The organism is Terrilactibacillus laevilacticus (assembly GCF_006517395.1).
Taxonomy (GTDB): domain Bacteria; phylum Bacillota; class Bacilli; order Bacillales; family Sporolactobacillaceae; genus Terrilactibacillus; species Terrilactibacillus laevilacticus.
The window spans coordinates 547,335-559,604 of record NZ_VDCY01000001.1 but is presented as its reverse complement, the minus strand read 5'-3'; the positions used below and the strand labels follow the sequence as shown (position 1 = coordinate 559,604).

9 protein-coding genes and 1 pseudogene are annotated in these 12,270 nt (G+C 35.2%); 2 read left to right on the top strand and 8 right to left on the bottom strand.

Annotated elements, in window-relative coordinates; all coding sequences use genetic code 11:
• Window positions 1–30 precede the first annotated feature (30 nt).
• The 3 genes and pseudogenes from FG390_RS02505 to FG390_RS02495 form a co-directional block, all read right to left on the bottom strand.
• Window positions 31–196 (bottom strand): annotated as a pseudogene (locus FG390_RS02505) (DUF255 domain-containing protein); the annotation flags it as partial.
• 180 nt (window positions 197–376) lie between these two features.
• Complete coding sequence (gene uvsE / locus FG390_RS02500; protein WP_141189422.1) at window positions 377–1,339, bottom strand: UV DNA damage repair endonuclease UvsE; 963 nt, start codon at window positions 1,337–1,339, stop codon at window positions 377–379.
• A gap of 90 nt (window positions 1,340–1,429) precedes the next feature.
• Window positions 1,430–1,819: a YidH family protein gene (locus tag FG390_RS02495; protein ID WP_141189421.1), complete on the bottom strand. Its 390-nt coding sequence runs from the start codon at window positions 1,817–1,819 to the stop codon at window positions 1,430–1,432.
• A 475-nt stretch (window positions 1,820–2,294) separates the two neighbouring features.
• Here FG390_RS02495 and FG390_RS02490 point away from each other — a divergent pair, with 475 nt between their 5' ends.
• Complete coding sequence (locus tag FG390_RS02490; protein WP_141189420.1) at window positions 2,295–3,893, top strand: APC family permease; 1,599 nt, start codon at window positions 2,295–2,297, stop codon at window positions 3,891–3,893.
• A 257-nt stretch (window positions 3,894–4,150) separates the two neighbouring features.
• On the opposite strand, the gene FG390_RS02480 is transcribed toward FG390_RS02490, so the two are convergent.
• From FG390_RS02480 to gnd, 3 genes are all read right to left on the bottom strand, one after another.
• On the bottom strand, window positions 4,151–5,371 hold the full coding sequence (locus FG390_RS02480) for an MFS transporter (RefSeq protein ID WP_141189419.1): 1,221 nt from the start codon (window positions 5,369–5,371) through the stop codon (window positions 4,151–4,153).
• A 194-nt stretch (window positions 5,372–5,565) separates the two neighbouring features.
• Entirely contained in the window at window positions 5,566–7,344 is a 1,779-nt protein-coding gene (locus tag FG390_RS02475; protein ID WP_181406329.1) for an ABC transporter substrate-binding protein, read from the bottom strand.
• Between the two features lie 164 nt (window positions 7,345–7,508).
• Window positions 7,509–8,924: an NADP-dependent phosphogluconate dehydrogenase gene (gene gnd, locus FG390_RS02470; protein ID WP_141189417.1), complete on the bottom strand. Its 1,416-nt coding sequence runs from the start codon at window positions 8,922–8,924 to the stop codon at window positions 7,509–7,511.
• A gap of 537 nt (window positions 8,925–9,461) precedes the next feature.
• Between gnd and FG390_RS02465 the strand changes: the two genes are divergently transcribed.
• Window positions 9,462–9,647 (top strand): small acid-soluble spore protein H, encoded by a 186-nt coding sequence (locus FG390_RS02465; RefSeq protein WP_141189560.1) that lies wholly within the window; start codon window positions 9,462–9,464, stop codon window positions 9,645–9,647.
• A gap of 30 nt (window positions 9,648–9,677) precedes the next feature.
• On the opposite strand, the gene FG390_RS02460 is transcribed toward FG390_RS02465, so the two are convergent.
• Window positions 9,678–11,396: an ABC transporter ATP-binding protein gene (locus FG390_RS02460; RefSeq protein ID WP_141189416.1), complete on the bottom strand. Its 1,719-nt coding sequence runs from the start codon at window positions 11,394–11,396 to the stop codon at window positions 9,678–9,680.
• Window positions 11,397–11,483: 87 nt separating this feature from the next.
• On the bottom strand, window positions 11,484–12,269 hold the full coding sequence (locus FG390_RS02455) for a serine hydrolase (protein WP_141189415.1): 786 nt from the start codon (window positions 12,267–12,269) through the stop codon (window positions 11,484–11,486).
• Window position 12,270 lies beyond the last annotated feature (1 nt).

Sequence of the window (12,270 nt, the reverse complement as noted above, 5' to 3'; positions counted from 1 at the left end):
AAAATGCTGTTAATTACAGACATGACATCAATGGCATGTGCTATACAACCGAAATGAGAACGGGTTTATTTTCACGTTTCGCTTTTTCAAATGCTTCATCACCCCATGGATACCAATCGACAGGGTTGTAAGCATGTTGAAGAAGATATGGAGACTTTCCAGCGATTAATCGATTGGGTTCTTGTTTAGATGTCACAGGGCATCACCTCCTAAAAGGTTCATTTATAGTTATGTTGCCCATAATAAAAAGAAAAGACACCCTAATAAGTATCTTTATCGAAATAATTGTTAGTTTTGGAAAGTCATTTATTTTTAAGTTCTTCTTTGATTGGTATTACCCAGAATGGTAAGTCGCTTGACTCATAAATTATGACATTTACTTCAATAAAAAAGACGAGCCATCAATCACTTCAACATCCTTCCTTGTTCTCACTTCATCCATTAATTTAAAAAGGGCTTCATCTTTTTTCTTAGCTTCAATCATGCAATCGATTTGTGGAATGCTTCCTTTTATGACGTTTAAAAATTTGAAGAACATATCTATGTCTACATAATCCGAATGATGTCGAACCTCTTTATCGCTTTTTGGACTTGAGATATGCATCTTAATAGGCAAGGGGGAATGTCTCCATGTCTGAACCACTCGATCCCAATCTTCTTCCCAATTAGAATGATGATGAACAAGGTGATGATGATAATCAAAAACGAGCGGAATATCTAATTTTTCACATAAATAGAGTGTATCTTCTAATGTAAATGATGTATCGTCATTTTCCAGCATGATCGTTTTTTGAATGGATCTAGGAACGATCATCCAATTATCAATAAAACGTTCGAGTGACTTTTCTGTCTCTTTATATTTTCCTCCGACGTGGATTACACATCGATGTATAGGATTTAACTGCATCCCCTTTAACAGTAAATAATGAAGTTTAAGCGTTTTAATTGCATTCTTCAATATATCTTCTTTAGGGGAATTAAGTAGGACGAAGTGATCTGGGTGAAAATCAATTCTCATTTTATGTTTTTTTATAAAACCCCCTATATCACGTAAATTCTCCTGTAACGGTTTCATATAATCCCAATCAAGCAACTCCTCATGATTTGCTAAGGGTATGAGACGTGAAGTTAAACGGTAAAAGTGAATCCTAGACGCTAAGTTATGCTTCAATAGTCTCAGAGTATTTTGTAAGTTTAGTTGTGCAATACGCTCCAATTTTCGTAATGCCGCTTCCCTGTTCAATAATTTTTGGAACTGGGCAAATGTCATCGTCTTTGATGGAGAGGCATTTTTTAGTTCCATGCTCATAGCAACATAACCAAGTCGTACAATTGTCATTTTTTCCACCTCCTGTTTTAGTATGGTGAAAAAAGTGAATGGATAGCCGAAGTTTAGAAAGAAACATTTATCCATTTTTTTAAAACAATCCTATAATATTAAAAAATAGATACCAAAAATTAGTGCAATCAAGATAACAAAAAAGCCAAGTAGAATAATTGTAATTTTTGGTGTTTGGAAGTTTTGATCATTAATGGTAATCACTTTTTTAAAATATGAAAAAATAGCCAACATGATGGTTAATATACCTAACCCTACAGATGATAACCCAATTAAATCGGCTAATAAATCACCAAGTGGTGAAAGACTGGATCTCATATTAAAATGCAAATTAGTAACCAAGAAGCCTACCCCAATGATGGCAATTGCAGTTCGTATCCAGGCAAGGAAGGTACGTTCATTTGCTAAGTGTTGCTGAATATATTTTGATTCATTCGTGAGTTTGTGGTCCTTTTTGTTATTATCATTATCTTTTCTCAATTCACTTCACCCTCTGAAAACATACATCTTTAAACGTCTCTTACCCCTTTTCCGTAAAGATTAAACTAGTTATTAAATTCCCAATTGATAAACATTCCGATTCCTATAACCTGAATGGCATTAATAGTCGTATTTTGAGTATAGCTTTATTCCTCTATTCATATTATTTACGTCTCTGCATTTAGCTTATGAATAAAAATGGTATTTTCATCAAACAATTTAACGGGTTTAAGAATAAATGATCATTCATAGCTTAAATTTTTTTCGACTAACTTTAACAAATTGTTGTCATATTTTATTTAATTAGAACAATAATTAGTCAAAATATAAGACAAGTTCACAAAAAAGTGATAAAATTGTTTAATGTCCGTTTAATTGATAGATAGCTGAGGAAATGTGAAAATGAAAAATTTTTAAGTGATAATATTTTTTCGTTCGCAATTCACATTATGACAACTTAGAGAGGTGAAAAAATATGAAAAATGAAATGCGTCGTGATATCCGCACATTTGCTCTTACGATGACAGGGCTCGGTTCCATCATTGGTTCTGGTTGGCTCTTTGGTTCTTGGAAAGCGGCTAGTGTCGCAGGTCCTGCTGCGATTTATTCTTGGATTTTAGGTATGATTATTATTTTATTTATTGGACTAACATTTGCTGAACTTGGCGCAATGTTTCCAGCGTCCGGAGGAATGGTACGATATGGGCAATTCTCTCATGGCTCACTCGTCGGTTTTATTTCTGGCTGGGCAAACTGGATTGCTATCGTATCCGTTATTCCAGTTGAAGCTGTTGCTTCGACCCAATATTTAAGTTCATGGAATTTTGAATGGACTCACCAGCTTTACAATGGCTCAGAATTAACCTTCCCAGGTCTTATTATTGCTGCTTTTTTAGTTATCGTGTATTTCCTTTTAAATTATTTTACCGTCAGTTTGTTTGCTAGAGTTAATTCCACTATTACTATTTTTAAATTTATTATTCCGGTTATGGTAATTGTAGGGATAATGTATACAGGGTTCAATACGCATAATTTTATAGCACCTGAACATGGTGGATTTATGCCAAATGGTTGGTCTGGTGTATTAACAGCCGTCGCTACTTCTGGCATTGTCTTTGCCTTTAATGGATTTCAAAGCCCGATTAACCTCGCTGGTGAAGCAAAAAAACCAGGACGCTCCATACCAATAGCGGTCATTAGCTCTATTCTGATTGCTGGGGTTATTTATGTCCTTTTACAAATCACGTTCCTTGGCGGCGTTACAGAAGGAATGTTAAAATCCGGATGGTCACATTTAAATCTCAGCTCTCCTTTTGCCGATTTGGCCATGGCTCTTGGGTTAAACTGGCTAGTTCTTTTATTATTTGCTGACGCTTTTGTATCACCCTCTGGTACAGGTATTACATATACAGCTACCACAGCACGGATGATATACGGAATGGAGAGAAATGGATTTTTCCCACCGATTTTTGGACAGGTCAATTCAAAAGTTGGAGTTCCACGAGCCGCAATGTGGTTTAACCTCGTTGTCTCTTACATCTTTCTCTTTCTTTTCCGCGGATGGGGATCTCTTGCTAGTGTTATCTCTGTAGCCACATTAATTTCGTATGTTACAGGGCCCGTTTGTGTCATGGTATTTAGACAATTTGGCGATAACATTAAGCACCCGCTACAAATCAAAGGAATGCATATCATTGCACCGATAGCCTTTATCGCTGCTTCACTAATTTACTACTGGGCCACTTGGCCACTTACCGGTAAGGTCACATTTATTATCATTATTGGCTTGCCACTCTATTTTTACTATCAAGTAAAAGATCATTTCAAAGGATTTGCAAAAGACTTAAAAGCAGGGATTTGGCTGATCGCCTATTTGCTTTTCATGATTATGATATCTTGGATCGGCAGCAGTAAATTTGGTGGATTAAATATTATTCCTTTTGGATATGACTTTTTAGTGATAGCTATCTTTGGATTTGTGTTCTATCTATGGGGAATTAAAAGCGGCTGGTTAACAGAGCATTTAAAACAAGGAAATAAAGCCGCTTCCGAAAAACTTTCATCCCAACATTAATAATGTGAAACTTTCAACAGTGGGAAGTTTTTCGACGCACAGGATGTATTAGTGCAGGCGTTCTGCGACAGGACGCCTGGTTTTTAGCCTGCGTCATCCTAATTGATGGAAAGCCTGAACCAATCGGATCTTTACGGGCAGTTGATCCCCCACCTGTATCTTGAGGTGGATCTTTACTTGCCGTTAAGGTGGGATAAAAAGCCTAAAAGTGAGTAGACTCATCACTTTTAGGCTTTTTATAAGCTATTATATAGCTTCTATTTTAATTTAGAGAGACTTGTTTTCCAATAACTCATGAAAACAAGAAGGTTCATAATCGCTGCACCAAGAAATACGAATGATGATCCCCAAAAATTTATGATCCACCCAGAAATTAGCATGGTGATTGGCATACCGATTCTAAATAAAGTCCCGGTTATTCCACCTATTCTTCCCATCAAATGTGTGAGTGTTTGTTCATGTCTAAAGGTATACGCACTAATGATATAAATAGTCGTTGCATACCCAAGAACAAATAAGGATACTGCAAAGAGTAAGAGATGATTTGTCATATACAAACCTATATAAGCTACTGCATTTAAAAAAATTGCGATACCGAATAGCACTCCCAATTTCATTCTTTTCCTCAACTCATTAATTGTCAAACTCGCTACTAAGCCACCAACTCCTGCAATAGATAAGATGATCGAAAGGGATGAATTCGATAAACCTAAATTCTCTATACCGAAAAATAGGATGGTTGTACTTACGACAGACATCGTGCTATTCACAAGGATGACATAGATGGTCATCGTTCTCAAATATTGATTGTCTTTGAAAGCAAACCATCCTTCTTTGAAATCGGACCAAAAAGACTTTTTGCTTGCCACTTTCTGAATTTCAGAGATTGAAAGATACTTGATTAATAGAAAGGCGGTCATGTATAAAAGGATCGTGACGAGTATTCCTTGTGTCATACTTAAAAAAGACAAGACAATGCCTAGAAATACAGGCCCCATAATATTAACAAAAGTATCGACAAAAGAGAATTTGGCATTAGCTGAGGTCAGCATATTAAGTGGAACACTTAATTTTATTAAACTTACCTGAGTATTAAAGAATCCATAATTTAATGTCATGAGAATAAAACCAGCTAGATAAAATATCATTGGTTTGTATACCCCTGTTCCAAACATAAGGTACACACCTAGGAGAACGATGGCTTGAGATAAGATCATCATAATCGCCCATGTCTTCTTGTTTACTCGATCAACAATGACCCCAATAAAAATGCCGAAAAATAAATTTGGTAACAATTCAGCTGTCCTCATCGAAGTCATCACGATAGCCGAACCACCGGATTGATCGTACATAATCAATGGTAACAATAATTCATAAATTTTATTTCCTATACTTAATAACAAACTCGCCGAAAGTAATAAAGTGAATTCCTTGTATTGCCATATCGATTTACTTTGATATGAATAATCTGATCCCATTATTTTATCTCCTAATCACGTGAATTTTATTTACACATTCATCTTATCGCGACATTAGGATGATAAAAATCGTAATAATTTTTTCTTTTTTTCTAGTTTTTCGTTATGTAAGCGAAATTGACTAATGAACCAAAAAATGAAAAATCTAACAACTTAATCCCTAAATGGACTAATTAGATCTATGACTCGGTATCCTATAGTGTTTCATTTTTATACCAAAGCTTATCGAAGTCAATCCACATTCTTGGATTAATAGAGACTCCTTCCAGCGTTAAATCATAGGATACATCCACCTTTTTATGAATAAGAAAGATAACGATTCCTTTACTTATTAAAAAGTTCTCTAGCTCAAAATACTTTAATAACCTTTTATAAGAATTATCTTGTGATGTGATTCTCTTCACATACGCTTTAATTTTCAACTTTAATTCATCTGTCAGGAGTGGATAAATAAATCCCTCTTGATAAAATAATAAGTCAAAAACTGAAACGATCCCTTCATTAGGTGTCCCTTCATATAAAAAGATATCTGTCTGGCTGACATGTTCTCCTTTTTGTATCGTCGACCAATCTTCAATTTTTATATCTAGATGTATTCCGTACTCATTGAATGTTTTTTGTATTAATTTAGCATCTAATACATGTCTTTCATATGTCGTAAGTCGTAGTGATTCACCATGATAACCCATCGTTTTTAAAAATTCTTTGTTAGAGTAAAGTGATTTTCTTTCAGATTCTTTACATTCTTGGCCGTATAAAATAAATCCATAAGCTGGTCTAAGTCTAGGATCACCTAGTTTCGTTAACTCTTCTCGATCAATAATTTGACAAATATATTCTCTAAACTTTTCATTTTGCAAAGGGCCTTTTCTAGTATTAAGACTTAAAATATTAGTTCCGGAAAAGACTGCTTGGGTTGCCTTTAAATTAGAGTGATGAGGAATTTCTATTTCACCTGTGTCCATCACAATTTTTCCCCAATCTCCTAAAGATTCCTTTAGATTCTCGGACATTTTTATAATCTCAACTTTGTCCAGATGAGGACGTGACTGAAAATAAGCATCATAAGCGATCAATTCACATACATTTGATTGTATTTTTTCAAACTTAAATGGTCCTGTTCCTATTGGATATTGGGCAAAACCTTCATAAGATTTTGAGGTATCAACAATAGACATAGGTGAATAAGAAACGAAGTGTAAGAATAAATGATTCGGATTCTTTAATTTGATGAGTAACGAATACTTGGATTTTAGTTCGACTTCGATAATATCCTCGACTAACCATTTGTGCGGTGATTGTTCCAATCTTTGAATATTTTTCTGAACATCTTCCGCAGTAAACTCCTTTCCATTATGGAATTTAACTTGTTTATATAAAAAAAATAGCCATTGTGTTTTATCTTCATTTGATTCCCATGCATGAGCAAGACATCCTTCAAAACTATCTGAAGATGCGTTATAGGTGACTAATGTATTAAAAACTTGCGTTACTAAGTGAGCATCGAAATCAAAAAAGATTTGAGATGGATCTACCGTTGTAATGGGTCTAAATATAGGGAATCGTAGCAATTCCAGCTCATCTTGATTCGTTTGAATTTTATTGTATCCAAAGAAATGGGTGATCCGCTTTATAAAATAATCTTCAACATCCGTTCCACCGCCAAATTCTTTGACTAATTCCATCGCTTTATTTATCTCGTTTTCATTAAGAAGTTTTTCAATTCGTTTTCGTAAACATTCATTAAAATGCTGTAAGAAAAGGATGGTTGACCTATTTCCTCTTCCTCTTCCAGGTGTAAATTCAATTAAATTTTTTTCCATTAACTTATTCAGAATAATTTTTGCATTTCTTTGTGTACAGTAAAAAAGATTAACAATGTCATTCATTGATATCTCAATTTTGACATGGTTTTCGTATTGCTGATAGGCACGCCGCAACATTAAAAAATAATACCAATACCTTGATCCCATATGTCCCCCTATAATTTCTTTTTCTATCATCATCTTATCATTTTTCAATCATTCAGCTATAAAAAATTTTATTGATTAATTTGATAGTTTACATAATGTTTATATTAATTAATAAAAGTTAAAAAAAAGACAGCGAAAATAAATCGCTGTCCATTTAAACTTTATTACTTTTTCATCCATTCAGTATGGAATATGCCATCGATATCTGTTCTTTGGTACGTATGAGCTCCAAAATAATCACGTTGGGCTTGAAGTAGATTTGCAGGTAGTGTTGCTGTACGATAGCTATCATAATAAGCTAGTGCACCAGAGAAACATGGAACTGGAATTCCTTGTTTTGCGCTAAGCGAAACGACTTCACGCAAGGCTGATTGATAATTCTCTACGATGTCTTTGAAATACGGATCAAGGAGGAGATTATCAAGGTTTGCTTCTCGATCATAAGCATCTTTGATTTTTTGTAAGAATTGAGCACGAATGATACATCCACCACGGAAGATCATGGCGATGTTTCCATATTGTAAATTCCAATCATACTCTTCTGAAGCGACTTTCATTTGTGCAAAACCTTGAGCATAAGAACAGATTTTACTCATATAAAGAGCTTTTCGAATGGATTCGATTAAAGCTTTTTTATCACCATCAAAGGCACTAACTTCTGGTCCTTTAAGGAGTTTACTTGCTTTTACACGTTCTTCTTTCATTGCAGAAATGAAACGGGCGAAAACAGCCTCAGTAATAATTGGAAGTGGTACACCAAGATCAAGAGCACTTTGGCTTGTCCATTTACCTGTTCCTTTTTGTCCAGCCGTATCAAGAATGACGTCAACTAATGGTTTACCCGTTTTGTCATCTTTTTTCGTAAAGATATCAGCTGTAATTTCAATTAAGTAGCTATCGAGTTCTCCTTTGTTCCACTCAGTAAATACTTCGTGAAGTTCATCAGTCGATAATCCGAGAACATTTTTCAATAGGAAGTAAGCTTCTGAAATTAACTGCATGTCACCATATTCAATACCATTGTGAACCATTTTTACATAGTGACCCGCACCATCTGGACCTATATATGTTGTGCAAGGTTCGCCGTCAACTTTGGCTGCGATCGCTTTAAGGATGGGTTCAACTAGATCATAAGCTTCTTTTTGTCCACCAGGCATAATAGAAGGTCCTTTTAAGGCGCCTTCTTCACCGCCAGATACCCCTGTTCCGATGAAATTTAAGCCAGCATCACTGAGTTCTTTATTACGACGCACGGTGTCTTTAAAGAATGTATTCCCTCCATCAATGAGAATATCACCTTCTGAAAGATATGGTTTTAACGATTCAATTGTCGCATCAGTTGGATACCCTGCTTTAACCATCAATAAAATTTTACGAGGCGATTCTAGTGATTCAACAAATTCTTCAACACTATATGTACCAACAAAGTTTTTTCCTTTTGCTTCATTAGCTAAAAATTCTTCTGTCTTTGATGATGTACGATTATAAACTGAAACGGAATAGCCACGGCTTTCAATATTTAGAGCCAAGTTTTTCCCCATAACAGCTAAACCAACAACACCAATCTGTTGTTTAACCATGTTTACATTTCTCCTTCACAACTGAAATTAACTCTTTTTGGTTTTTTATTTTGAACGTCTACAATATGATCCATCAAAATCCTTAAACCAAAAATCGATTTACCTGATAATTATTACACTTTATCATTTTAAGCCATAGCCACCTTAAATTGCAAGGAAGAAACGTTGAAAAGTCATTCCTATTGTTAGCGGCCAAATAAAAAGCATGATGTGTGCACTTCATCTTATTTCATCAAGATGATCATTGATTAATTCATGTTTATTGATAATAGGCCACTCCTTCTAGTGCGTGTTCAAAAAGGTGACAAATTAGAAGCAAGAAGATCAAGGCGGCGCAGTTTTGAGGACCGGAATGTAGGTTTTTGCTACATGAGGACCGGAAAAACAAGAGGGCGCCGAGATTCGCAGCTTATCATTTGGTGACTTTTTGAACAACCTCTTCTATGAACTTATTAACTGAATAATCGCTACATGTATGTTCTGACTTAGTTTGCAAAGACTAATGATGCTTCTCAATATAAAATGGAGGTGTTGATCATAAATATCCAACGAGCAAATGAAATTAGTACCTCACCAATTATGGCTGATGTAACGTATCAAGGTACCCCGATCTACATTCAAGCCGTGAATGACGAAAACAAAACCGCACGAATCTTTCCACTTGATAAACCAGAAAATGAACAGACTGTTCCCCTCTCGAGCTTAATAGAAAACGAAAAATAAAAGGTAAGGTGTCTTCTCACCTTACCTTTATTAAGACATCTGAAATTGTGCTTGATGAAGCCCGCTATAAACGCCACCTTTATTTATTAATTCAGTATGGCTTCCTTGTTCTACAATTCCCTCTTCTGTGACTACTATGATTCGATCTGCATGTTTTATTGTTGCTAATCGATGAGCAATGACTAATGTCGTTCGGCCCTCAGATAGTTCTTCTAGCGATTGTTGAATAGCCATTTCAGTTGCTGTGTCTAATGCTGATGTCGCTTCATCTAGAATTAAAATAGAAGGATTTTTCAAGAACATCCTTGCAATCGAAAGTCGTTGTTTTTGACCACCAGACAGTTTAACACCCCGTTCACCGATGACTGTATCAAGTCCATCTGACATCGCTTTAACGGTTTCCTCTAATCGAGCTAATCGGACAACGTGCCATATCTCTTCATCTGTTGCATCTAATTTTCCATAAGCGATATTCTCACGTAATGTTCCAGAGAAAAGAAAAACATCTTGCTGCACGATTCCAATATGCTGACGCAAGGATGACAATGTCATATCACGAATTGAAAGGCCATCGATCAATATTTCACCAGATTTAATGTCATAAAAGCGTGGGAGTAAATTGCAGATGGTTGTTTTACCAGCCCCAGAAGGTCCAACAAAAGCAATGGTTTCCCCAGGGTTTATTTCTAGATTAATATGATTTAAAATATCTTTTTTTCCTTCATACCCAAATGAGACATCTTGATAGATAATGTGGCCATCAACATGATCAACATCAATCGCGTGAGGAAGATCCATAATCTCAGGCTTTGTTTGCATCAATTCCATAAATCTTTTGAAACCAGCAATTCCCTTTGGATACAATTCAATCACAGCATTGATCTTCTCTATCGGTCTAATGAAGATATTCGTTAGCAATAAGAAACTCACAAATTGACCATCAGTAATTTCACCTTTAATAGTAAAATAAGCACCGCAAACGAGTGTAAATAAAGTAATTAGGCGCATAAGAAAGTAATTAAAGGTATTATTGGCACCTAAGATTTTATAAGATAATAACTTAGCCAAGCGGTACCTGGTGTTATTTTTCTTGAATTGCTCGTTTTCATATGCTTCATTTGAGAAAGCTTGGACAACGCGAATACCACCAACAGCATTTTCTACTATTGCATTGAATGCAGCGATATCTTTATAAATTCTCGTCGTTGCATGAGTCATTTTTTTATTAAAAAAGACAATAAGGATAGTTAAGATCGGAACTAGAACAAAGGATAAGCAGGCGAGTTTCCAGTTTATCGTCAACATTAAAACAAATGATCCGAACAAAGACATCACCGCAATAAAAACATCTTCAGGACCATGGTGTGCCACTTCTCCGATATCAAATAAATCATTGGTTAGACGTGATAATAAATGACCTGTTTTATGATTATCAAAAAATGAGAATGATTGCTTTTGAATATGCTCAAATAATTGTTTGCGCATGGTTGTCTCTATATTGATACCAAGCATATGTCCCCAGTAGTTTACGACAAACTGCATGGCCGTATTTAAAGAATAGAAAAACAGTAAACCTAATACGGCTAACATGATCCAAGACCAATTACGACTCGGTAACAGTTGGTCAATGAATTGATTTACGGCTACTGGAAAGGCAAGCTCTAATAGAGCTGCGATAACCGCACAGGAAAAATCTAATATGAATAATGCTTTATACGGTTTATAATACGAAATAAATTGTTTTAGCATCCATTGATCACCTTCTTACAAATTTCTGCAGGCATGGGCAGTACCTTATATTTTACCTAAGAGGACATTCCCATGCAATTTTTGTGATCAAACCTGCTCATTTAAAAATAAATAGACCCATTCACCCATTTTTTGGATTAGTTGGTCCGCTTCAGTAGCATCCTCAAAGCCGGACGTCATGCAAGTTACAATCGACGTTTTATCTTTTAATTTCATGAAGGCTGTATCATGTGAGATGCCTTCCATTTCTCCCGTCTTGTTATAAATTTTTACGGGGCTGTATTCGATTTTACCTGGTATTTTCCCCCTGAACTGTTGATTTAAAAAATAATGCTTAACGAAAGGAAATTCACAACTTAAAGAATTAGGTCTTAAAAAAATGAGTTCCATACACTGTGATACATCTGATGCGCAAGTGAAATTTTCTTTACCTTCTTTTTTAGCTTGTATATCCATCATTTTTCGCTGTATACTTGTCCCATTTAACCCACTATTTTCTATCCAGGATTGAATTTGTTCAATCCCTAATACATCCATTAAGACGTTGGTTGCCGTATTATCTGATACATTAATCATTAAACCGAGTAAATCTCGAATCGACCATTCTCTGACGTCCTGAATCACTTGAATAATGCCTGAACCATCAACCATCTTTTCAGGTGATATAGGTATTTTTTGATCAAGTGATAGAGTTCCTTTTATCACTTGATCAAATGCATAAAGAAAAATGGGGAGTTTAATTAAACTTGCGGAAAGCATTTTAGTTGATTCATTGAACGAGTAGTGATTTTTTCCTTCTTGAATCACGACACTAACTTTATTTCCAAAAGGTGAAACAAGTCGATCTAATTTTTCAAAAATTGTTGAGGTCACT

What these genes read in the sequence shown, in the direction of transcription:
- uvsE (WP_141189422.1), bottom strand. Translation starts at nt 1,339, where the DNA reads ATGACAATTGTACGACTTGGTTATGTTGCTATGAGCATGGAACTAAAA.
- FG390_RS02490 (WP_141189420.1), top strand. Translation starts at nt 2,295, where the DNA reads ATGAAAAATGAAATGCGTCGTGATATCCGCACATTTGCTCTTACGATG.
- FG390_RS02480 (WP_141189419.1), bottom strand. Translation starts at nt 5,371, where the DNA reads ATGGGATCAGATTATTCATATCAAAGTAAATCGATATGGCAATACAAG.
- FG390_RS02475 (WP_181406329.1), bottom strand. Translation starts at nt 7,344, where the DNA reads ATGGGATCAAGGTATTGGTATTATTTTTTAATGTTGCGGCGTGCCTAT.
- gnd (WP_141189417.1), bottom strand. Translation starts at nt 8,924, where the DNA reads ATGGTTAAACAACAGATTGGTGTTGTTGGTTTAGCTGTTATGGGGAAA.
- FG390_RS02460 (WP_141189416.1), bottom strand. Translation starts at nt 11,396, where the DNA reads ATGCTAAAACAATTTATTTCGTATTATAAACCGTATAAAGCATTATTC.